This is a genomic window from Bacillus sp. T33-2 (genome assembly GCF_002860205.1).
GTDB lineage: Bacteria > Bacillota > Bacilli > Bacillales > Cytobacillaceae > T33-2.
Genome location: NZ_PGVB01000010.1, coordinates 466,818 through 488,606, shown reverse-complemented (window position 1 = coordinate 488,606; position 21,789 = coordinate 466,818). Strand labels below are relative to the sequence as shown.

Sequence of the window (21,789 nt, the reverse complement as noted above, 5' to 3'; positions counted from 1 at the left end):
ACGGGCATGTTCCGTATCGGCTTTCTAACTGCCAACCGTGGGCTGGTCGACAAGATTGCTGTCAAGGACACCGGTAGAGCTGATGCCGTTGTTTGTGACAATCAAGGCCCCGGTATTTTGCGACCCTTGCCCGGAGTATGTTTTAGAATTGCTTTTCGGCGATATATAGAGCGTATCCCCAAAATGGACATTTCCCCCGGTGACATTATTAATCTGTACAGGACCTATAATTGCTGGCATTTAAAACATCCCCTATAATCTTTTATGCCATAGCAGTTTGAGTTTCCGGAAGTGGCATGGCAATGCTATAACTCATCTTCCTCCCGCGGCAGCAGCTGCCGGATGTGTTTCACTCGTGCCTCCATTGAAATGCTCCGGGTGCTGCCGAGTTGGACGACTGAGGAAGAAGATACCCCGGTAACAATAATATTGTTGACCTTGATAACAGGATTAATATGCTCTTTTATAAACGAGAGCTCCTCTTCGATGGGTGGGATAGGAATAGGCTCTGAAAAAATCGGAAAGGCCGCAAAATTTCCTTCATTGCCGAAAAAGGTCTCGGCCTCCCTTTGGACGGCTATGGCTCTTGAAAAGCCATTTGTAATCTCCGCATCGCCGATTTGGAAAATGGACGAAAAAGACAAGGTGCTGATTTTGATTTCGTCGACAACGGAAGTTCTGGACAGCATTATGATGTTTCCGGGGTCAAAGGAACAAATGGACCAACTATGAGTGATTCGGCTGGGGTGTCGAACGTGGCCGCCAGCTGAATCGTCTCTGCATCCCCGACAAGCAGCATGGAAGAACTGGAGATACCAAGTATATCGATTTTCCCCACCCAAATATCACGGTTATATACATAAAAGTTCATTCTGATTTCATTCCCTTCACATGATCAGGAAGCTGCTGCAAAAACACGTACACGCCATTTTTTATTTCCTGTTTTATTTTTTCGATAATCCCACCACTAGGATCATCGTTTCTTTCACCAGAGGCAGATTCTTTCAGATGGGCAGCTATCCGGTTTGAAAGCTGCTTTTTAATATCTTCCTTTATAAAAGTGAAATAGGATTCATCGACAGTCATGTTCAACTGTTCCTGTGCTGTCCGGAAAATATCCGGCAGTTCGGTTTCAAGGTATCCCTGGATGGCCGTTTCAATTTCCACCGTTCTTTGGAAATGATGTTTAGGAGAAACAGGGGCATTTATGTCGTTGTTCCCGACAGCAAAGTCGCTTATTCCCTCAAGATCAGCCGGATTCACTCCAATGTTTAAGGTGCCTTCAAGGGTCTCCACCTTAAGTTGGTCAAAACTGTATTGAATGGTTCCGATTTGGACCGGGGGCCGTTCTTTCAAGCGGGCGACTTCTTCCTGCAGCTGTTTGACCATGCTCTCCAGTCCAGTCAATGTCCGGCTTTGCTGGTCTACAAATGAATGGAGCCAGTTTACATACTGAAAGATTTCCGTGTTCAAAGGACTCACCTCGAATCCAGGATCAAGTTGGAGACTGCAATGGAACAGCAGGTGCTTCGACATCACTGACAGGCCCGGTGCCTGGCGGCCGAGGCTCGGGAGCAGGTTTTATGAATCCTCCGGTGTTGTAGAGGTAAGAGGCTGGCTTAATGATTCCGGCACTCCCGATTTGAAGGACAGACGAATTTGTTAATCCATCAATTTTTATAAAATTAATATTAATAGACTGCTGTATATAAAAATTCACCATATTATTCACCTGCAATTAGGCATTCAAAAAATTCGGCTGGTCAATTCCGTCACTGTCTAAAGTGTTAGTGGAACTCTGGTGGTTATTCACTGTCATCCTGTCGCCAGTATTGAAAGAGCCGGCGCCAGAAAATGTCTTGGCGTTTGAAACAGGGGTAATTTGATATACGTCACCTATATTAAAAACTGAGCTGCTTCCAATTGAAATTACCTGCACTGCGCCCACAATGGCCGGCATCGGCAACACCCTTTTATGCTAATTTCTTTAACATCCTATGTATTGGGCGCTGGATTGTGATTAATACGCCCAATTTTTTATTAAACAGTAAGCCATGGGTCGATATTTTTTGTTAAAATTTACAGAAAAGGAGGTGCCATCGTTGGTAGGAGATGCATTGACAGATCAAAACAGGATCGTTTCGATTGATATGATGAGAGGGGCAGCCATTTTAGGCATTTTTCTCGTGAACATGATGTTCTTTCATTCGCCGTTTTTATATATTGAACCGTTGGAATGGTGGCCGGGCCCGTTAAACCGGATAACTTATATTGTGATTGATATCTTTTTACAGGCAAGCTTTTATCCGCTGTTTGCCATGCTATTTGGATACGGTCTTGTCATCCTGAGAGACAGGATGCTTATGAGAAATCAGAATTTCACTATCCTTGCAGTCAGGAGGCTGTCATTATTGCTCCTTATTGGCGTCATCCACGCCTTTTTAGTGTGGCACGGAGATATTTTGATCACGTATGCAGTTTGCGGTTTTGTATTCTTGTTGTTTATGCGGCTGTCAGCTAATGGATTGTTGTATTCAGGCTTGCTGGTTTACTTGATTCCTAATATTTTACTGGTGGCGTTATTAACAGCATCAATATTCTTCAGCCCTGGGGAAGCTTTGCAGCTCGCTGACAGTGAAGCTGCCAGGGCATCCATGTCTGCTTACCAGACTGGGAGTTTTTCAGATATTACCCGGGCTAGATTCAGAGAATGGTATGAAGTGAATGGTTTCTTCATTATTTATTTCTTTACGATCCTGCCGTTATTTTTTATCGGGGCAGGGGCGGCCAAGAAAAAGTGGTTTGAAAATATCGCCCCATTTCGAAAATCTATGGCAGTTGTTGGGACGGTATTATTCATCGCTGGTTTGGTTATTAAACTTCTTCCGTATGTGGCAGCCGGGAATGTCGCAACAGATTACGCCCAGGATTTTCTCGGCGGTCCCATGCTTGCTGCTTCCTATGGGATTTTCATCGCACTTCTTGCCAGGAGGCATAGGGCAAGGACGGTTTTGCTGCCGCTTGCCGCTGTCGGTCGGCTTTCGATCAGCAATTATTTATTCCAGTCAGTTTTGTGCACGCTCATATTTTACAATTATGGTCTCGGGTTATATGGAAAGGTTTCGATATTTACCGGAACAATGCTAGCCATCGTTTTTTTTGGTATTCAGGTTGCCGCAAGCAGATGGTGGGTGTCCAGATATTATTACGGCCCCGTAGAATGGCTGTGGAGGGCTGTTACTTATATGAGGCGGCCAAAATGGAAGCGGAGCAGGCTTCAAAAACAAACCTGGGGTGATAAAAAAGGGTTTTGAGTGTCAGTCACGAACTACATTAAAGGAGCAAACATAAAAGAGGTGTTTTCGGATGAGGTTTGTAACAGCTAAAGACGGGCAGGGGTTCTTTGTAGGACTGGTCAATGAAACAGGTGACAGAGTTCTTCATCTGGCAAAAGCTGAACAGAAGAAGACAGGAACCAGCAGCATCCCAGCTTCAATGATTGATTGCATAGCTTTGGGTGAGGAATTTGTGGAAAAGGCCAGGGAAGTTGCCGCATGGGCGGCAGATAACGGGCAGGAGGAAGAATGGTTTTTCCCGATTGAATCCCTCACTCTTCTTGCTCCGATACCACGGCCAGCTAAAAATATTTTCTGTGTCGGAAAAAACTACGCGGAGCATGCCATTGAAATGGGCAGTAGAGAAGATATTCCGGAGCATGTAATGGTGTTTACCAAGGCTCCGACATCGGTAATCGGGCACGAAGAGACAATATTGCGCCACCGCGGAATTACAGACGAACTGGACTATGAAGGAGAACTGGCTGTTATCATCGGCAAAAGAGGCCGTGGGATCAAACGGGAAGATGCACTTAAGCATGTTTTTGGGTACACGATCATTAATGATGTAACCGCAAGGGATTTACAGTCCCGGCATAAACAATTTTTTATTGGCAAAAGCCTCGATACAACCTGCCCAATGGGGCCATGGATCGTCCATTCATCAGTGATTGAAAATCCGAACAGGTTAAACATTGAAACAAAAGTGAACGGTGAAATCAGGCAAAGTTCAAATACCGAAAATTTTATTTTCCCTGTTGAAGAGATAATTGAAGTCCTCTCCAGGGGTATGACCCTTGAACCTGGAGATGTAATTGCGACAGGCACGCCTGCAGGAGTGGGAAAAGGATTTAAACCGCCACGCTTCCTTGAGCCGGGGGATACGATTGAAATCTCGGTCGGTCAAATTGGAACATTAAGTAATACGGTGGAAAATATGTAAATGGAAAAAGATGCCTTGTCTGGCATCTTTCCTGCATTAGTGCCATAATTTTAGAATTTTCCCCATGAATATGATATGATGTTTTGGAATTTGACAATAAGGAGGCGGGGATTTTTGACACATGCCCATATTACTGCCTGGGTTTTGGCATTGATCTTATTTTTTGTAGCTCTCGGATTACATAAGAGCGGAAAAGAAAAAGGCTTTAAAGTAACACATATGATCCTCAGGGTGCTGTATCTGCTGGTCCTGGCAACAGGTTTTATGATTCTGTTTGATCTCTATAAAATCAGTATGCTCTATATTCTCAAAACAGCGGTCGGCCTATGGGTGATCGTGATGATGGAACTAATACTCAATAAGACTAAGACACGCACAAAAACATCAGTGCTCTGGGTACAGTTTATTATTGCCCTTGTCCTTGTCCTTTTTTTAGGTTTCAGGCTCCCACTCGGGGTTTTTAGATTTTAGTCTCCCGACAGGATGAAACCAGTGTCAAAAAAAGTCGAAAAAGCTGCCTTTACTGGCAGCTTTTTCGATTTTTGTCATATCCTCCATGAAAGTATTGTGGTATTTTTAGGATGAGGGATATTGGAGAAATACAAACAATCAATGGAGATTACAATGGCTAATACAATTTGCTGCGTTTATAAGAACGAAAACCAATTGAATAGCTTTCTGAGAGACCACAAATTACATCACTATCCTAATCTGCTAGTACAAGCTTTTTCCCGGGAGCCGGACAGGGGTGCTTTCAGGGATATACAAAGATTTCTTAACCAAAACCTGCCTGCGGCTGCTGTACTGGGCTGTGCCGCTGCCGGTGAATTTCTCCTTGGCAATATTCAGGAATGGGAAACGGTCCTTTACTTTACAATTTTTGAACAAACAGAAATCAGCCCATTGATAATTTCACAGCCAGAGAAACGCAGCAGCTATGAAAAAGGAATGAATCTGGCAGAGCAATTGGCGAACTTCAATGTTAAAGCCATTGAAGATAAAATCATCGAGCTTGCGTATTTCGACCGCGAAACCGGGCTGCCAAACCGGATGAAGTTCACTGAGCAGCTTGAGGAAATGCTGAAGCGGGCCAGAGAAAAACAAAGGATGGTCGCTGTTTTGATCATTGATATCGACCGGTTTAAAATCATCAATGACAGCCTCGGCCATTATGCAGGAGACTCAGTATTGAGAGACCTTGCTGACAGGATAGATTCTGCGCTACCTGCCGGATCATACTTTGGAAGGTTCAGCGGAGACAAGTTTACAGTGATGTTGACGAGGGATGTAACCATCGACGGCACTAGGAAGACGGCAAAAAAAATTCTCGATCATATTGCCCAGCCACTTTTTTATGAAACCCAGGAGTTCGTCTTGACTGCGAGCATCGGGATCAGCCTTTTTCCGGGAGATGGAATTGGTGAGAACATACTGCAAAAAAACGCCGATATTGCCATGAACCGTTCAAAAAACCAGGGTGGAAACCGCATTACGTTCTTTTCCACAGAAATGAACGAACAGGCAATGGTTCGTCTTGAATTTGAAAGTTATTTGCGCAAAGCCCTGCAAAAAAATGAATTTTACCTTTGTTATCAGCCTTTGCTTGACCTTAGTAATGGGAATATTTCCGGGACAGAGGCACTCATCCGTTGGAACCATCCGAATCTCGGAATCGTGTCACCGGTGGATTTTATCCCTCTGGCCGAGGAAACAGGCATTATCCATGAAATCGGAGCATGGGTATTAAACACTGCCTGTATGCAGACAAGGGAATGGCAATTAAAAGGGCTCACCGATTTGGGGGTATCTGTAAATGTTTCCGCTTATCAGTTCCAGCAGCCGGATTTTTTGGACAAGGTGAAGCACGCCCTGGAGCTATCCGGGCTTAAACCCCGCCATTTGACGCTTGAATTGACCGAAAGCACCATGCTGCGGAATATTGATAACAGCATATTTGTCATGAAGGCCCTGCAGGAAGCAGGTGTGAACGTTTCGATCGATGATTTCGGCACTGGGTATTCATCGTTAAGCTACTTAAGGAACCTTCCGATAAATACGCTCAAAATCGACCGTTCGTTTATCAATAATCTTCATGCTGAACCTTCCGACATCGCCATCGTCAAAGCAATTATAACAATGGGGCACGGACTTTCTGTAAAAGTTGTCGCTGAAGGGGTCGAAAAGAGGGAACAGATCGAACTGCTGAAGGAATTGGATTGCCACTATGCTCAGGGATTTTTCATCCACAAGCCACTGGCGTCGGAAGAATTTGAAGAGGGCTTTTTATCTCCATCCGGTACAGTATATACCCATTGACCGAATAATAAAGTCTGCCGTCCTGGCAGACTTTATTGGTTTTACAATATCTTCTCAATCACAGTACGTTTCCCGCTGCTTAGCGTAAATTCAAACCGGTCTGATCCGTGTTCATAGTAATCAAAGTGGTGCTGGACACTGCAAATCATCTCCTCATTGTCGAAAATGATAAAATTGACGCCGCTGATTCCGTCGGCGTTTTCCTGAAATGTGAGGTGGTTGTAGCAATAGATGCAATCGTATATAGAAAAGTTCAGTGAATTCAGTGTTGTAAGAAAGTGGACAAATGTATCACCGTTTATCTCGCTCAACAATCGTTCAAGAGAATATACAAGCTGTTTTTTGATCTTTATTGTTTCCCGGTCCTCCAGTTGAATGATATCACTGCCATCCTGCACAGTTCCTTCTCCAAGATAATACCCTTTTTGCCACTTATTTTGGCGCATCACCTCGATTTCCTGATGAATCAAATCCTCAAGAAGGACAGCTTCTTCGGTTTCTTCATCAAAAAATACCCACTGTTTATTTATATATTCGATAGCTCCTGTATTGAAGGCTCTTTGCTGGTACTCTAAAAGCTTTAATCTCTGCTGTTGGTTCATCATTGACCTCCGTAAATAATCGCTCACCATCCTTTTTAGACAGTTTCCTGCTGATTTATAACCGGATTTGATAACTTCGGGACAATTAACCATATTTAGGCGCAATGCATAAGAATAAATTATGTTTTTTGCCGTCTAAGGAAAGTTCCGCTTTGAAAGGGTGAAGATTATGTGTGGAATAACTGGCTGGATCGATTTTAAAAAAGACCTCAGAAATGAGCTGCAGACCATAACAAAAATGACAGGGACACTCTCCAAGAGAGGACCTGACGCTACGAATGTCTGGCTTGATACCCATACGGCGCTGGGGCATAAACGCCTCGTTGTGGTTGACCCTGAGGGGGGAAAGCAGCCGATGTCAAAACAAAAAGCGGGAAACCATTATACCATTTGCTATAACGGTGAATTGTATAATACCGAAGACCTTAGAAAGGCACTACTATTAAAAGGATATTCCTTTAACAGCCATTCTGATACTGAAGTTCTCCTAACCGCCTATATGGAATGGGAAGAAAACTGCGTGGAATTTTTAAATGGAATATTTGCCTTTGCGGTCTGGGACGCGCAGAAAGAGCAGCTGTTCATCGGGAGGGACCGTCTCGGGGTAAAACCGCTGTTCTTTTCAGAACTCAATACTGGATTTGTTTTTGGCTCAGAACAAAAAGCAATCCTCGCGCACCCATCTGTGAAGACTGAAGTGAACAGGGAAGGCCTTTCAGAAATATTTGGGTTAGGGCCGTCACGTTCTCCGGGTACTGGCATTTTTAAAGGATTAAAGGAATTGCGGCCTGGCCATGCACTTACCTTTTCCCGGAGCGGACTGAAAATCTGGCGGTACTGGAATGTGAAAAGCCAAACACATACAGATAATCTGGAAGAAACCACCGAAAAAGTACGTTTCCTGGTAACTGATGCGGTAAAGCGCCAGCTTGTGTCTGATGTGCCGCTTTGCACCTTCCTTTCTGGCGGCGTTGATTCCAGCGCCATTACAGCAATCGCTGCGAATCAATTTAGTGAGGAAGGGAAGGGAAGCCTCCATACTTATTCTATCGATTACGAAGGAAATGACCAATTCTTTAAAGAAAATGAATTCCAGCCGAATTCTGATGAAGCCTGGATCAAAAAGATGTCCGACGAATTCGATACAGTACACCATAGCTGCATCATCAGCCAATTCGACCTGGCCGCCTATTTAACTGAAGCAGTGCATGTCCGTGACCTGCCAGGCATGGCTGATATTGACTCTTCCCTGCTATGGTTTTGCCGGGAAATCAAGAAGGATTATGTTGTCAGCCTGTCGGGTGAGTGCGCGGATGAGATCTTTGGAGGGTACCCATGGTTTCACCGCAGTGAAGACCTCAACCGGCGAGGTTTTCCATGGATGAGGTCTGTCGAATCGAGGCAAGGCCTGCTCAGGGACCATTGGCGAAAAAAACTGAAGCTTGAAGACTATGTAATGGAAAAATATAATGAAACCCTTTCTGAAGTCCCGCGCCTCGACGGTGAGCCTGAAGACGCAACAAAGAGAAGGGAAATGTTTTATTTAAATATGATCTGGTTCATGACAACGCTGCTTGACCGCAAGGACCGGATGAGCATGGGAGCGAGCCTTGAGGTGCGCGTCCCATTTGCAGACCACCGCCTTGTGGAATATGTATGGAACATCCCATGGGACATGAAAATGCTTGGGAACAGGGAAAAAGGGATACTCCGGAAAGCACTTGAAGGCATGCTGCCGGAAGAGGTTCTTTACCGCAAGAAAAGTCCGTATCCGAAAACTCATAATCCGGCGTATTCGCGGGCAATCCAGTCGATGCTATCCGATTGTCTGGCTGATCCTAACAGTGCCCTGCACGAATTTTTTGACAGAGAACGCCTGCACACGATGATTGAAACAGAAGGTGCTTCTTTTAAAGTGCCATGGTTCGGCCAGCTCATGACAGGGCCGCAGCTCCTGGCCCATCTGGCGCAAATCCATATCTGGTTCAGGGATTACAATATTAATATTGCCGAATGACAGATTCCATCCTTGAGGATACGAAGAATCGCAAGGCATGAGGAGAGCCGCTTAGCAAACTAAGCGGCTTTCGGCCTTAAAACCAGTAGGAGGTTCTATTATTCCTAGGTTTCATCTTTGTTTTAAAACTCAAGAATTGCAAATCCATTGCCATCAATTATGGCTTTCAGATCATCGCTCTCCAAGGCGTATTCCTCTCCGCTCCAGAGGTTCGTGATTTTCTTTCCTTCTAAATTGAAAGGAAGCGGATATTCAGTTTGTTGGCTGTCCATGTTGATAATGATAACAATGGTTTTCTCTCCGTTTGTTTTTGAATAGGCAAAGCAGGTTTCATGGTGAGATGGGAGAAAATATAGGTCTCCTTCATTGGCAAGCAGCGGGTAATCCCTTCGCAACGTGATCAGTCGCTCAATATGGCCGAACAAGTCCTTGTTTTGTTTATCTTCGTCCCAGACCATACAATGCCTGCAGCCCGGGTCCGCTCCGCCAGCCATGCCGATTTCGTCGCCATAATAGATGCACGGGGTTCCGACAAACGTTAGCAGCACCGTATATATTTGTTTCACTTTTTCGATATCTCCACCACACTCTGTCAAAATCCTTGGCGTGTCATGACTTCCCACGAGGTTGAATGCCGCCTCGTTAACATTCTTTGGATACATATGGAGGACATTTGTCATATTCTCGATAAATTGTTTTACCGTAATTTTGTCCCTTGCAAACAGATTCAATATATTGGTGGTGAACGGGTAGTTCATGACCGCGTCGAATTGGTCGCCTCTCAGCCATGGCATGGAATCGTGCCAGATTTCCCCGAGAATATAAAGGTCTGGCTTTATCGCTTTAACCTCTCTCCTGAAGTCACGCCAGAAAGCATGGTCAACTTCATTGGCGACATCCAGACGCCAGCCGTCGATATCAAATTCGCGAACCCAATAGCGGCCGACTTCCAGTAAATACTTTTTTACTTCCTCGTTTTCTGTATTCAGCTTAGGCATTTGTGCCACAAAGGAAAACGTGTGGTAGTTTGGCAGCGGCTCCGTCAGCAGCGGAAACTCCCTAGTATGAAACCACTCCTTGTAGGGGGAATTCTCGCCATTTTTCAAGACATCTTGGAATTGCGGGAAATAAAAGCCGCTGTGGTTAAACACTGCGTCAAGCATTACCTTAATTCCGTGCTCATGGCATGTGTCAATCAAACGCTTCAAGGTTTCCTTGTCGCCGAACTGCGGATCAATTTCAAGGTAATCGATTGTATCGTATTTATGGTTGGAATACGCCTTAAAAATCGGTGTGAAATAGATCCCAGTTATACCGAGGTTCTTCAGGTACCCGATATTCTGGATGACACCTTCGATGTCCCCGCCAAAAAAATTCGTAGGAGTCGGGTCTTCGCTGCCCCATGGAAGTGTGTTTTCCGGGTTTGTGGCAGGATCTCCATTTGCAAACCGTTCTGGGAATATTTGATACCATACAGTGTCTTTAACCCATTCTGGTGCCTTAAAGACATCGGCGTCATTCAAAAATGGAAAACTGTAATAATAGGCCGTATCATCCAGTGGCGGCTCGCTGTAAAAGCCTTTTTCCGTCAGGCAAACAGACTGGGTCCCATCATTTAAGATAAAACCGTAGCGAAGCCTCTTATGTGGCGGACGCACTTTCACGGACCAATAGTCGAACAATTCGTCAGAGCCGCTTTTTACCATTGGGACAGTTGCTGCTATCCAGTGTTTGTCGATCCATTCGTACGGATCCCCGTGGACTAAAGTTACTTCACACATGTCATTTTTTTTTGTTCTGATCCGAATGTGCAGCTCCTCGTTTGTGCAAGCGTATGCATAATTATCTTTAGGACGGTGGTAAATGGCTTCTTTGATCAACCCATTCACTTTCCTTTCTATAAAAATATAATTACAATAAGGGTAGAATACCACTATTTGAATGTCAATCATAAACCCTGCTCTCTGATAATTTTCAGGACTAAATCAAAAAAATCACAAAAACTAGTTGTCAAACCCAAAATACACTTTATAATAGGAATTAAGGTTGTGCAATCGTTTTCATAGAGTATGCAACGTAAAACAAACGTTTGCACTAAGGGTTGACAGTTGCGCAATTATAAGTAAAACCTATTTTAGGAGGGGACAAATATGAAAAAGGTTGTATCCGTTTTTATGATGCTGGTCTTGATGATCGGTGCTCTTGCTGCGTGCGGGCCTAAAGAAGAGAGCGGTGGCTCAAGCACTGGCGGAAAAAAAGAAGAAAAAGGCGATAAGCTTGTAGTCTGGGAAGACAAAGATAAATCAGTATGGCTTAAGGATGTAGTCGGCGAATTTGAAAAAGAACACGGTGTAAAAGTCGAAATCAAAGAAGTTCCAATGGCTGACAAAATGCGCGACCAGCTGCGCCTTGACGGGCCTGCAGGCACAGGCCCGGACGTCATCACTTTGCCTCATGACCAGATCGGCCAGGTTGCAACAGAAGGACTTATTGCAGAACTTAAAGTGAGCGGCGAAACTAAGGAACTATTCTCTGAAACTTCCATTGCTGCACAGACTTTTGATGGCAAATTATATGGACTTCCAAAATCAGCTGAAACCCCTGTATTCATTTATAACAAAGCGCTTATGAAAGAAGTTCCTAAAACAATGGAAGATTTATATACTTTTGCAAAAGAAAATACAAAAGGCGAAAGCTACGGATTCCTTGCGCTTTTTGATAACTACTATTTTGCTCATGCCCCAATCGGAGGGAATGGCGGTTATGTATTCAAAGAAGACAATGGAACGTTGGACCCTAAAGATGTTGGCTTAAATAATGAAGGTGCTGTAAAAGGTACTGAATTTATTCAAAAATGGTATACAGAAGGATTGTTCCCTAAAGGCATTGTTGGAGAAAACGGCGGTTCTGCAATGGATGGATTATTCAACGAAGGGAAAGTTGCTTCTGTTATGAATGGTCCTTGGGCTTTCGGAGCTATGGAAGAAGCAGGAATTGATTACGGTGTTGCCCCGCTGCCGAAGTTTGCTGATGGAACTCCAATGAAGACATTCATGGGAGTAAAAGGCTACCATGTCTCTGCTTTCTCCAAAAATCAGGAACTGGCAACCAAGTTCGTAGAGTTTATCACAAATGACGAGAACTCCAAGATTCGCTTCGAAAAAACGAAAGAGGTTCCTACTAACGTTGCATTGATAGAAGATCCAGCCATCGCTGAAAATGAAGGTGCCAAAGCAGTTGCCCTCCAGACACAGGATGCAGTCCCAATGCCGAACGTTCCAGAAATGGCTGAGGTTTGGAAGCCAATGGCCGACGCGCTTCAGACTGTCGTAACAGGCAAGGCAGAGCCGAAAGCAGCGCTTGATTCTGCTGTAAAGCAAATCGGCCAGAACATTGAAGCAAATCATTCAAAATAATCCAATGCATGGCAGTACCTCTTTTAATGGGGTACTGCCATACATAAATCAGGTGCTTCATGAAGGGGAAAAGCTTTTTCTTCTTCATAAAGCATCTGATGCTTTGAAAATATAGAGAGAGAGGCGAATATAGGATGGCTGACAAATCCTATCAAACGAAACATCGCAGAACCGCACTTGCCCTGTCTATCATTCCGGGGCTCGGCCAGCTGTATCACAAGCAGTACTTAAAAGGGGCTTCGTTCCTTGTTTTAGCCTCTTCCTTTTTCTACGTGTTTGCTGATCTGTTAAATATGGGTTTGTGGGGGATTTTCACATTAGGAGAAGAAACACCCCGGGACCACTCGATTTTTCTATTAGTTCAAGGGATTTTGGCAGTTATCGTCGTTGTGTTCGGAATTGGTTTCTACCTTTTTAATTTACGGGATGCCTACAAAAACGGCGTGAAAAGGGATCTGGGAGAAAATCTCAACAGTTTGAAAGAGCAGTACCGCAACCTGATAGATAACGGTTTTCCTTATCTGATCATGTCACCCGGCTTTTTGCTGCTGGTGTTCGTCGTTATTTTTCCTATCATATTTGTTGTTTTACTTGCGTTTACAAACTATGACCTTTACCATTCCCCTCCGGCCAAGCTCGTTGACTGGGTTGGATTCAAGACCTTTACAGATATTTTTGAAATAGATATATGGCGCCAAACATTTTTCTCAGTATTATCGTGGACGATTGTCTGGACGTTTGCGGCAACCACTTTTCAGGTGGCGCTTGGAATCATCCTGGCCATTATTGTGAACCAGAAGGATGTTAAAGGAAAAGCAATCATCCGTACAGTTTTCATCCTTCCCTGGGCGGTCCCATCGTTCGTTTCGATCCTTGTATTTGCCGGGATGTTTAACGAAACGTTCGGCACCATAAACCGTGATATCCTCGCGTTTTTTGGAATTGAAAACATTCCATGGATGACGAAGGCAGTGTATACAAAAATCGCTTTGATCATGATCCAGACATGGCTCGGTTTTCCGTTTATTTTTGCGATGACCACCGGTGTCCTGCAGTCGATCCCTGATGAACTCTATGAAGCTGCAACAGTAGACGGAGCTTCCAATTTTCAGAAGTTCAAAAGCATTACTCTCCCGCTAGTCTTGTTTGCGACAGCACCGATATTAATTACACAATACACATTCAACTTCAATAACTTTAACATTATCTATCTATTTAATAATGGCGGTCCTGCGGTGCCAGGATCAAATGCCGGCGGAACAGATATCCTGATATCATGGATTTACCGCCTCACCATGGTATCTGCCCAATATTCAAAAGCAGCCGCGATTACCATGCTGCTGTCACTTGTCGTAATCGGCGTTGCGCTATGGCAGTTCAAGCGGACGAAATCATTCCAGGAAGAGGATATGATGTGATATGAGCATAAAGAGACAGAAATTTATCAGACTAACGCTGACATACCTTGTTATTTTGGCCATGTTTGCCATCATTCTTTATCCGCTCGCATGGATTATCGGTTCATCTTTTAACCCGGGCCAAAGTTTATCAGGTTCAAGCATCATTCCAAAAAATGCAACTCTTGCACACTATAAAGAATTGTTTGACCTTGACCGCAGCAATTATTTGCACTGGTATTGGAATTCGCTCAAAGTCAGTGTGCTGACAATGATATTGACAGTTATTTTAGTCAGTTTAACTGCTTACTCTTTTTCCAGGTATCGTTTCGTGGGCAGAAAAAATAGTTTGATGACATTTTTAATCCTGCAAATGATCCCTAACTTTGCTGCGTTGATTGCGATATTCATCCTGGCTCTCCTTACAGGCTTGCTGGATACGCATCTGGGACTCATCCTTGTCTATGTAGGCGGCCAGATTCCAATGAATACGTGGCTGATGAAAGGATATCTTGACACCATTCCAAAAGAGCTGGATGAGTCTGCTAAAATTGATGGCGCAGGCCACTTCCGGATTTTTTTCCAAATCGTCATGCCGCTGGCGACACCAATCATCGCAGTAGTTGCTTTATTTGCCTTTATTGCTCCATTTGCGGATTTCATCATCGCAAGCATCTTGCTGAGACATGAAAAGAAATACACGCTGGCTGTCGGCCTGTATGATATGGTTGCTAAACAATTTGGTGCAGAGTTTACGACTTTCGCAGCGGGGGCAGTACTGATCGCGGTTCCGATTGCCATCCTGTTCTTGTCGTTCCAGCGTTATTTCGTATCCGGATTGACGGCGGGCGGAACAAAGGGCTAATCTAAAAGGGCAAATACTTTTAAGCAAAGGTGTTCGTTGCCTTTGCTTGAAATTTTTTAGGAGGAGCGGAGATGAAAAAAAGGCTGATCACTTTCATCTTAATTCCGTTTCTTCTTTTTTACGCCCTCCCTGCGGGAGCAGCAGAAAAAGAAGAGCGCAAATGGCAGGATGAAACGATTTATTTTCTAATGGTCGACCGTTTCAATAACGGAGATACAAAAAATGATTTTAAAGTCGATACCAAGGATCCTAAAGCTTATCATGGCGGTGATTTCCAGGGGATCACTGATAAGCTGGATTATATTAAAGATATGGGTTTTACAGCGATATGGCTGACCCCGGTTTTTGACAACGCCGAAAAAGGATACCACGGATACTGGATTACCGATTTTTATAAAACCGAGGAACACTTTGGCAGCATGGAGGACTTTAAAAAGCTTGTAAAAGAAGCCCACAAAAAAGACATCAAGGTCATTCTGGATTTTGTTGTAAACCATACCGCACCCGGGCATCCGTGGCTGGAGGACCCGGCAAAGAAAGACTGGTTCCATCCACGGCAGGATATCGTGAACTGGAACAGCCAGGAGGAACTTGAAAACAATTGGCTGTACGGCCTGCCTGATTTCGCAACAGAAAACCCTGAAGTGAAAAAATACCTGCTTGATGCAGCAAAATGGTGGATAACTGAAACGGACGTTGACGGGTATCGGCTGGATACAGTCAGGCATGTGCCGGTTGATTTCTGGACCGACTTTTCAAAAGAAGTAAAAAGTGTCAAGAAAGATTTTTACCTGATCGGCGAAGTCTGGTCAAATGATCCAAATTATATAGCTGAATACGATAAAGCCGGGATAGACGGATTTGTGGATTATCCTTTGAATGAGCATCTTCGCACAGCATTTGCAAAGCCTGACCAGACACTGGACTGGCTGTTTACAGTGAGTGAGAGGAACGAGGCAATTTATGAAGATCCATACTTGATGGGCACCTTCATGGATAACCACGACACACCGAGGTTCACAAGGGATGCGGTCGCAAACAACCAGCATCCCGGAACAAGATGGAAGCTTGCCCTTACATATTTATATACGGCTCCGGGGATTCCAATTGTCTATTATGGCAGTGAAATTGCCCTTAACGGCGGAGAAGACCCGGACAACCGCAGGCAAATGGACTTCCGGGCTGACAAGGATTTAATTGATTATATTACAAAACTGGGAGAACTTCGTGGGCAGCTTCCTTCATTAACGAGAGGGAATTTTGAAAAACTGTTTGAAGAAAATGGGATGGCAGTTTATAAGCGGGGATATGAAGATGAAACTTCCGTCATCGCGATTAACAACACTTCTAAAACGCAGAATATCAAATTGACTGCCGAGCATTTAGAAGGAGGCAAGGAACTGCGGGGACTGTTGTCTGACGATTTGGCCAGAAGCGGGGATAATGAGTACACCCTCACATTAGAACGCGAAGATGCCGAAATTTATGTGCTGGCTGACAAAACAGGATTAAATATCCGCTATCTAAGCGTCATGGGTTCTATATATGCTGCCTTCTTCATTTTTATTTTCTTGATCTGGAAAAAAGCAAAACGAAAAAACTCCGAGACTTGATAAGGGGAATGGATATGTTGGAAGATACTAGCTTTGCCATACATCCAGGCAAAAAAAGTGGAAAAGATGTACATGAATATCTTGATATCGGAAATGTAAACGATGTTCAGTTGATAGAAAATGGTGCTGCCCTGTCGGCCGAAAAGGGAATACTGAAGGTTGTTTTTTATCGTGATGACATCGTGCGTTTTGTGGTTAAGCCTTCCGGTGAAACGAGTCTGAAAAGCAGTCCGGCACTTATAGCCTCTGCTGCGGCGGTTGAAGTTTCCATTTCAGAAGGCGATGATTTAGTCTCACTTTCGTCTTCCATATTAACGGTGGCAATCAGCAAGGCCCCTGCCAGGATTACAGTGACCGACAAAAACGGCAGAGTGATTATCCGCCAGAATACCAAGGGCATCGGCTTTAAGCATTCCGGAGAAGTAATCTGTGTGAATGAAATGAATGAATCCGACCATTTTTATGGTTTTGGGGAAAAATCAGGCTTTCTGGATAAGCGCGGCGAGAAAATGACAATGTGGAACACGGACGTCTATGCTCCCCACAATCCTGAAACCGACGCATTGTACCAATCAATTCCATACTACATGACATTGCGGGACGGGAAGGCACATGGAATCTTTTTTGACAATACGTTTAAATCGACATTCGATTTCCGGTCAGATACCGATCATTATTCGTTCGGTGCTGAAGGCGGCCAAATGGACTTCTATGTGATGGCAGGTCCGGGCCCGAAGGAGGTCCTTGAGCAATATACCCATTTAACCGGAAGGGCACCCATTCCGCCAAAGTGGGCAATCGGCTACCATCAGTCCCGCTACAGCTATGAAACAGAACAGGAAGTACGGGAACTTGCGGCGATCTTCAAAGAGAAGGGAATCCCGCTTGACGTTATTTACCTGGATATACACTATATGGATGAATACCGCGTTTTTACTTTTGACCGTGAACGGTTTCCAGATGCAAAAAAGCTGGTTGCGGATTTAAAAGAACAGGGGATCCGCATTGTGCCGATTGTCGACCCCGGTGTAAAAGAGGATCCGGAATACCAGATTTACCAGGAAGGCATCTATGGCAACCACTTCAGCAAATATATCGAAGGCAATATTTACTACGGGGATGTTTGGCCCGGCAACAGTGCGTTCCCTGATTTCACCTCCGATAAAGTTCGTGAATGGTGGGGGGAGAAGCATAAGTTTTATACTGATCTTGGAATTGAGGGCATCTGGAACGACATGAATGAACCGGCTGTTTTTAACGAGACGAAAACGATGGATCTAAAGGTTATGCATGAAAATGATGGCGATCCCCGCAGCCATAGGGAACTCCATAATATTTACGGCCTTATGATGGGTGATGCCACTTACAACGGAATGAAAAAGCAGCTTGGCGGCAAGCGGCCGTTCTTACTGACCAGGGCAGGCTTTTCCGGGGTCCAGCGCTTTTCTGCTGTCTGGACTGGTGATAACCGGAGCTTTTGGGAGCATTTGCAAATGTCGCTCCCTATGGTCATGAACCTTGGAATGTCTGGGGTCAGCTTTGCGGGGCCGGATGTCGGCGGTTTCGCCCATGATTCAAATGGGGAACTGCTGGCACGCTGGACCCAGGTCGGTGCCTTTACGCCTTACTTCAGAAACCATAGTGCAATCGGTTTCGTGCGGCAGGAACCATGGTCATTTGGCGAGAAGTACGAAAAGGTCATCAAAAAATATATCGAGCTTCGTTATAAATGGCTGCCGCATCTGTATACACTTTTTGCTGAAGCGTACAGGAGCGGAATCCCGGTTGTGCGCCCATTATTGATGGAATACCCTGATGATGAAAAAACCTATAATCTCTCAGACCAGTATATGATCGGTGATAATGTCATCATTGCCCCGATCATGCAGCCATCCGTTGAACACAGAGTTGTCTATTTACCAGAAGGAAACTGGGTCTCTTATTGGACAGAAGAAGTTTATGAGGGCGGAAAGCACCATATGGTCCATGCCGATCTGGAGACGCTTCCAATTTTCATCAAACAAGGCTCGATGATTGTGCACTCTGAAGTACGGGAGTCAACAGAAGCAATTGATAGCAAGCGGACCATCCATTATTATTTCTCTGAAGGAGATTCTTTTGCCTTTAAAATGTATGATGACGATGGTAAAACATTCGCATATGAAAACGGCGAGTTTCTGGAACATGCAGTTCAGATACAGTCCTCCAATAAGGATATTATAGTGTCTATTGAATTGAGAGGGGATTATAGGCCTGAGTGGACAGAGCTGGAACTGGTCATTCACGGAGCGCCGGCTGATACACAAGTGAAGGTAAATGGAGAAGCAAGAAAAATCCATAAAACACCCAATAACAAGTTGGCAATTATTTTATAATAAGAGTTATGACCTATAAATATGAGGGGAGGGGAATTTATGGCTGTAACAATCAAAGATGTTGCGAAAATTGCCAAGGTAGCACCTTCAACGGTCTCCCGGGTTATTGCCAACAGCCCGAGGATCAGTGAAAAAACAAAAGAGCGGGTAAGGGAAGTGATGGACCAGCTTGGTTACCACCCGAATTTTATCGCGCGAAGCCTCGCGAGCCAGTCCACCAGGGCGATAGGGCTAGTCATGCCGAGTTCGACAGATGTGGTGTTCCAAAACCCCTTCTTTCCGACTGTCCTCAGGGGATTAAGTGAAGGTGCAAATGCAAAGCAATATGCCCTTCATATGACAACTGGCAAGACGGAAGCCGAAATCTTCGACGGTGTTGTTGCAATGGTACAGGGCGGGAGAGTCGATGGTGTCGTCCTGCTTTATTCCAAGATTGAAGACAAGGTGCTCGAATACCTGCGGGAGCGGGAATTCCCGTTTGTCGTGATAGGAAAGCCCTTTAAGCATGTCGAAGAAATCACCCATGTTGACAATGACAATTTTAAGGCTTCAAAAGAAGTCACGGAATATTTAATCGGGCTTGGCCACAAGCGGATTGGTTTCATCGGAGGAAGTCTGGACCTCGTTGTGACGGTCGAAAGGCTGCTCGGCTATGAAAAAGCGCTTCGGAAAGCGGGAATTCATTTGGTTGATGAATATATCATCCACGACGAATTCCTTCGGGAGGGGGGCCAGGGTGCGGTACAGGAACTCCTCTCCCTTGAAATCCCGCCGACTGCTATGGTTGTTTCGGATGATTTGATGGCCCTCGGGGTGTTAAATACACTTGATGAAATGGGCATTGCTGTTCCTGCAGACATTTCGGTCGTCAGCTTCAACAATGTGCTGATTGCCGAAATGGCCCGCCCGCCGCTAACGTCTGTAGATATCAATATCTTCGACCTTGGCTATGAAGCAGCCAAAAGCCTGATTCAAAAAATCGAAAACCCAAAAGAACCAACCAAACGGATCATTGTCCCTTTCCAAATCGTAAAAAGGTACTCCTGCCAAGAAGCATCCGCAAAATAACAGTCTGAAGGACAAAATTCTGGAAGCAAGCGTAAAAAGTGTCCTTCATAAGGGTTCTTAAGGACAGAATTCTGGAAGTTTGCGTAAAAAAGTGTCCTTCATATATCGTCTAAAGGACAAAATTCCTGACTAGAGTGTTAAAACTGTCCTTCATAAAAAGGCAAAGCAGAGTGGTCTCTCTGCTTTGCCTTTTCGTATTGCTGCACGTTTAACCATTAACAATCGTCCCGCCATTAACGTGGATCGTCTGTCCGCTTACATATGTTGAATCTTCGCTTGCAAGGTAGACGTAAGCTCCGGCGAGTTCATATGGCTGCCCTGCGCGTCCCATTGGTGTATCTTTGCCAAACTTGGCAACCTGTTCCGCTGAAAAAGTAGATGGAATGAGCGGCGTCCAAATAGGACCGGGTGCTACACTGTTCACCCGGATACCCTGGCTGGCGAGTGACATTGCCAGCGAACGGGTGAAGGTCACAATCGCTCCTTTTGTCGATGAGTAGTCAATTAACTGCTCATTACCCTTGTAAGCCGTAATCGATGAGGTATTGATGATGGAGCTCCCTTTTTGCAGATGCGGCAGAACGGCCTTCGTCAAATAGAACATTGAGAATATATTAGTCCGGAATGTCTTTTCAAGCTGCTCTGAGGTAATATCAAGCAGGCTCTTCTGTGGATGCTGCTCGGCGGCATTATTAATAAGAATGTCAATTTTACCGAACCGTTCAATCGTTTTTTCCACAGCTTCCATACAGAACAGCTCACTGCCTACATCGCCTGACATTAACAGGCAAGTGCTTCCTTCTGCCTCAATCAACTGTTTTGTTTCCTGAGCGTCCTCATTTTCCTCTAGATAGACGATCGCCACATCGGCACCTTCTCTGGCAAAATAAATAGCGATCGACTTCCCGATTCCGCTGTCACCGCCAGTGATTAAGGCTACTTTCCCCTTAAGTTTTCCTGATCCCTGATAATTTTTATCAACCGAAACCGGCTCCGGTTTCATTTCGTCCTCTGTTCCTGGCTGATGGTCCTGATGCTGGGGAGGAAATCCTTTTTTGTTTTCCTGTTCATTACTCATATCTGATCACTCCCGTCATATTTTCCAACACTACTTAAATTCCATAAATTCACTAAGACAAAACATGGGAAAAATTAGAAGCAGGGGATCCTTACCATGAAAAAACGGACAGAACCAGGTGCTCTGTCCGTTACTTTTTTATTTAGCTTACCTGTAATTCACAAATTGAACATCAACCGTCAAATCTGCGTCGCGGACGGCAGAAATAATCTTCTGGAGATCATCTCTGTTTTTGCCAGTTACTCGCACCTGGTCATCCTGGACCTGGCTTTTCACCTTTAATCCGGAATTTTTGATGAGGGTGTTGATTTTTTTGGCATTTTCCTTGTCGATTCCCTGGACAAGCTTAGCGCGCTGCCTGACGGTGCCACCCGATGCTTTTTCAATTTTTCCGTAGTCGAGATTTTTAACTGGCACGCCTCTTTTAATCAGCTTGCCGAGCAAGACATCCTTTAACTGATCAAGCTTATATTCATCGTCAGAAACCAGTACAAGCTCTTCCTTGTCCAGTGAAATATCACTTTTGCTTCCTTTAAAATCATAGCGGGTCTGGATTTCTTTCATTGCAATATTGATCGCATTTGTGACTTCCGCAAGATCAACTTTGGATACAATATCAAATGAGCTCTCTTTTGACATATACAACCTCCGAAACATCAGTATTTGGCCAGCCGGCGGGAAAACTTACACTGCCGGATGGTTCACTTTATGCATTCATTATAGTAAAATGTAGCAGTCCAAACAACTTTTCGGAAAAATCCAGT

General features: G+C 44.6%; 21 protein-coding genes. 11 read left to right on the top strand and 10 right to left on the bottom strand.

Annotated features, from left to right (window positions below; all coding sequences use genetic code 11):
* Positions 1 to 24: 24 nt before the first annotated feature.
* From CVD19_RS09380 to CVD19_RS09355, 6 genes are all read right to left on the bottom strand, one after another.
* Positions 25 to 240 carry a spore germination protein gene (locus CVD19_RS09380; RefSeq protein ID WP_101581574.1) on the bottom strand — a complete coding sequence of 72 codons (216 nt, stop codon included), beginning with the start codon at positions 238 to 240 and terminating at the stop codon, positions 25 to 27.
* A 65-nt stretch (positions 241 to 305) separates the two neighbouring features.
* Positions 306 to 689 (bottom strand): spore germination protein GerPE, encoded by a 384-nt coding sequence (locus tag CVD19_RS09375; protein WP_101581573.1) that lies wholly within the window; start codon positions 687 to 689, stop codon positions 306 to 308.
* Positions 689 to 871, bottom strand: coding sequence for a spore gernimation protein GerPD (locus CVD19_RS09370; RefSeq protein ID WP_101581572.1), 183 nt, complete (start codon positions 869 to 871; stop codon positions 689 to 691). Before CVD19_RS09370 ends, CVD19_RS09375 begins: the two co-directional genes overlap by 1 nt.
* Entirely contained in the window at positions 868 to 1,482 is a 615-nt protein-coding gene (gene gerPC / locus CVD19_RS09365; RefSeq protein WP_257985071.1) for a spore germination protein GerPC, read from the bottom strand. Before gerPC ends, CVD19_RS09370 begins: the two co-directional genes overlap by 4 nt.
* 13 nt (positions 1,483 to 1,495) lie before the next feature.
* Entirely contained in the window at positions 1,496 to 1,720 is a 225-nt protein-coding gene (locus CVD19_RS09360) for a spore germination protein GerPB (RefSeq protein WP_101581661.1), read from the bottom strand.
* An 18-nt stretch (positions 1,721 to 1,738) separates the two neighbouring features.
* On the bottom strand, positions 1,739 to 1,960 hold the full coding sequence (locus tag CVD19_RS09355) for a spore germination protein (RefSeq protein WP_101581570.1): 222 nt from the start codon (positions 1,958 to 1,960) through the stop codon (positions 1,739 to 1,741).
* Between the two features lie 142 nt (positions 1,961 to 2,102).
* Between CVD19_RS09355 and CVD19_RS09350 the strand changes: the two genes are divergently transcribed.
* From CVD19_RS09350 to CVD19_RS09335, 4 genes are all read left to right on the top strand, one after another.
* On the top strand, positions 2,103 to 3,314 hold the full coding sequence (locus tag CVD19_RS09350) for a DUF418 domain-containing protein (protein ID WP_257985070.1): 1,212 nt from the start codon (positions 2,103 to 2,105) through the stop codon (positions 3,312 to 3,314).
* Positions 3,315 to 3,366: 52 nt separating this feature from the next.
* Positions 3,367 to 4,278, top strand: coding sequence for a fumarylacetoacetate hydrolase family protein (locus CVD19_RS09345; RefSeq protein ID WP_101581568.1), 912 nt, complete (start codon positions 3,367 to 3,369; stop codon positions 4,276 to 4,278).
* 114 nt (positions 4,279 to 4,392) lie between these two features.
* Positions 4,393 to 4,749, top strand: coding sequence for a YisL family protein (locus CVD19_RS09340; protein ID WP_101581567.1), 357 nt, complete (start codon positions 4,393 to 4,395; stop codon positions 4,747 to 4,749).
* A 120-nt stretch (positions 4,750 to 4,869) separates the two neighbouring features.
* Positions 4,870 to 6,594 carry a putative bifunctional diguanylate cyclase/phosphodiesterase gene (locus tag CVD19_RS09335; protein ID WP_257985069.1) on the top strand — a complete coding sequence of 575 codons (1,725 nt, stop codon included), beginning with the start codon at positions 4,870 to 4,872 and terminating at the stop codon, positions 6,592 to 6,594.
* A gap of 41 nt (positions 6,595 to 6,635) precedes the next feature.
* On the opposite strand, the gene CVD19_RS09330 is transcribed toward CVD19_RS09335, so the two are convergent.
* Positions 6,636 to 7,196 carry a DUF2777 domain-containing protein gene (locus CVD19_RS09330; protein WP_101581566.1) on the bottom strand — a complete coding sequence of 187 codons (561 nt, stop codon included), beginning with the start codon at positions 7,194 to 7,196 and terminating at the stop codon, positions 6,636 to 6,638.
* A 169-nt stretch (positions 7,197 to 7,365) separates the two neighbouring features.
* Here CVD19_RS09330 and asnB point away from each other — a divergent pair, with 169 nt between their 5' ends.
* Positions 7,366 to 9,213, top strand: coding sequence for an asparagine synthase (glutamine-hydrolyzing) (asnB, locus tag CVD19_RS09325; RefSeq protein ID WP_101581565.1), 1,848 nt, complete (start codon positions 7,366 to 7,368; stop codon positions 9,211 to 9,213).
* 122 nt (positions 9,214 to 9,335) lie between these two features.
* Here asnB and CVD19_RS09320 read toward each other — a convergent pair whose 3' ends face one another.
* The gene (locus tag CVD19_RS09320; protein WP_101581659.1) at positions 9,336 to 11,093 is read right to left on the bottom strand and encodes an alpha-glycosidase; all 1,758 of its coding nucleotides are present in this window, start codon (positions 11,091 to 11,093) and stop codon (positions 9,336 to 9,338) included.
* 270 nt (positions 11,094 to 11,363) lie between these two features.
* On the opposite strand from CVD19_RS09320, the gene CVD19_RS09315 reads away from it, so the two are divergent.
* The 6 genes from CVD19_RS09315 to CVD19_RS09290 all read left to right on the top strand — a co-directional run bounded on the left by CVD19_RS09315 (position 11,364) and on the right by CVD19_RS09290 (position 19,947).
* The gene (locus CVD19_RS09315) at positions 11,364 to 12,629 is read left to right on the top strand and encodes a sugar ABC transporter substrate-binding protein (RefSeq protein WP_101581564.1); all 1,266 of its coding nucleotides are present in this window, start codon (positions 11,364 to 11,366) and stop codon (positions 12,627 to 12,629) included.
* 134 nt (positions 12,630 to 12,763) lie between these two features.
* Positions 12,764 to 14,047, top strand: coding sequence for a carbohydrate ABC transporter permease (locus CVD19_RS09310; RefSeq protein WP_101581563.1), 1,284 nt, complete (start codon positions 12,764 to 12,766; stop codon positions 14,045 to 14,047).
* 1 nt (position 14,048) lies between these two features.
* Positions 14,049 to 14,891, top strand: coding sequence for a sugar ABC transporter permease (locus CVD19_RS09305; RefSeq protein ID WP_101581562.1), 843 nt, complete (start codon positions 14,049 to 14,051; stop codon positions 14,889 to 14,891).
* Between the two features lie 71 nt (positions 14,892 to 14,962).
* On the top strand, positions 14,963 to 16,504 hold the full coding sequence (locus CVD19_RS09300; protein WP_101581561.1) for an alpha-amylase family glycosyl hydrolase: 1,542 nt from the start codon (positions 14,963 to 14,965) through the stop codon (positions 16,502 to 16,504).
* 14 nt (positions 16,505 to 16,518) lie between these two features.
* The gene (locus CVD19_RS09295; RefSeq protein WP_180953563.1) at positions 16,519 to 18,879 is read left to right on the top strand and encodes a glycoside hydrolase family 31 protein; all 2,361 of its coding nucleotides are present in this window, start codon (positions 16,519 to 16,521) and stop codon (positions 18,877 to 18,879) included.
* Between the two features lie 39 nt (positions 18,880 to 18,918).
* Entirely contained in the window at positions 18,919 to 19,947 is a 1,029-nt protein-coding gene (locus tag CVD19_RS09290) for a LacI family DNA-binding transcriptional regulator (protein ID WP_101581560.1), read from the top strand.
* Between the two features lie 208 nt (positions 19,948 to 20,155).
* Here CVD19_RS09290 and CVD19_RS09285 read toward each other — a convergent pair whose 3' ends face one another.
* Complete coding sequence (locus CVD19_RS09285; RefSeq protein WP_101581559.1) at positions 20,156 to 21,025, bottom strand: SDR family oxidoreductase; 870 nt, start codon at positions 21,023 to 21,025, stop codon at positions 20,156 to 20,158.
* A 147-nt stretch (positions 21,026 to 21,172) separates the two neighbouring features.
* Positions 21,173 to 21,664 (bottom strand): YajQ family cyclic di-GMP-binding protein, encoded by a 492-nt coding sequence (locus CVD19_RS09280; protein ID WP_101581558.1) that lies wholly within the window; start codon positions 21,662 to 21,664, stop codon positions 21,173 to 21,175.
* Positions 21,665 to 21,789 lie beyond the last annotated feature (125 nt).

Excerpts from the sequence above, each read along its gene's own strand:
- CVD19_RS09315 (WP_101581564.1), top strand. The coding sequence starts at position 11,364 with ATGAAAAAGGTTGTATCCGTTTTTATGATGCTGGTCTTGATGATCGGT.
- CVD19_RS09345 (WP_101581568.1), top strand. The coding sequence starts at position 3,367 with ATGAGGTTTGTAACAGCTAAAGACGGGCAGGGGTTCTTTGTAGGACTG.
- CVD19_RS09290 (WP_101581560.1), top strand. The coding sequence starts at position 18,919 with ATGGCTGTAACAATCAAAGATGTTGCGAAAATTGCCAAGGTAGCACCT.
- CVD19_RS09280 (WP_101581558.1), bottom strand. The coding sequence starts at position 21,664 with ATGTCAAAAGAGAGCTCATTTGATATTGTATCCAAAGTTGATCTTGCG.
- CVD19_RS09380 (WP_101581574.1), bottom strand. The coding sequence starts at position 240 with ATGCCAGCAATTATAGGTCCTGTACAGATTAATAATGTCACCGGGGGA.
- asnB (WP_101581565.1), top strand. The coding sequence starts at position 7,366 with ATGTGTGGAATAACTGGCTGGATCGATTTTAAAAAAGACCTCAGAAAT.
- CVD19_RS09295 (WP_180953563.1), top strand. The coding sequence starts at position 16,519 with ATGTTGGAAGATACTAGCTTTGCCATACATCCAGGCAAAAAAAGTGGA.
- CVD19_RS09370 (WP_101581572.1), bottom strand. The coding sequence starts at position 871 with ATGAACTTTTATGTATATAACCGTGATATTTGGGTGGGGAAAATCGAT.
- CVD19_RS09375 (WP_101581573.1), bottom strand. The coding sequence starts at position 689 with ATGCTGTCCAGAACTTCCGTTGTCGACGAAATCAAAATCAGCACCTTG.
- CVD19_RS09300 (WP_101581561.1), top strand. The coding sequence starts at position 14,963 with ATGAAAAAAAGGCTGATCACTTTCATCTTAATTCCGTTTCTTCTTTTT.
- CVD19_RS09285 (WP_101581559.1), bottom strand. The coding sequence starts at position 21,025 with ATGAGTAATGAACAGGAAAACAAAAAAGGATTTCCTCCCCAGCATCAG.
- CVD19_RS09355 (WP_101581570.1), bottom strand. The coding sequence starts at position 1,960 with ATGCCGGCCATTGTGGGCGCAGTGCAGGTAATTTCAATTGGAAGCAGC.
- CVD19_RS09305 (WP_101581562.1), top strand. The coding sequence starts at position 14,049 with ATGAGCATAAAGAGACAGAAATTTATCAGACTAACGCTGACATACCTT.
- CVD19_RS09330 (WP_101581566.1), bottom strand. The coding sequence starts at position 7,196 with ATGAACCAACAGCAGAGATTAAAGCTTTTAGAGTACCAGCAAAGAGCC.
- CVD19_RS09310 (WP_101581563.1), top strand. The coding sequence starts at position 12,764 with ATGGCTGACAAATCCTATCAAACGAAACATCGCAGAACCGCACTTGCC.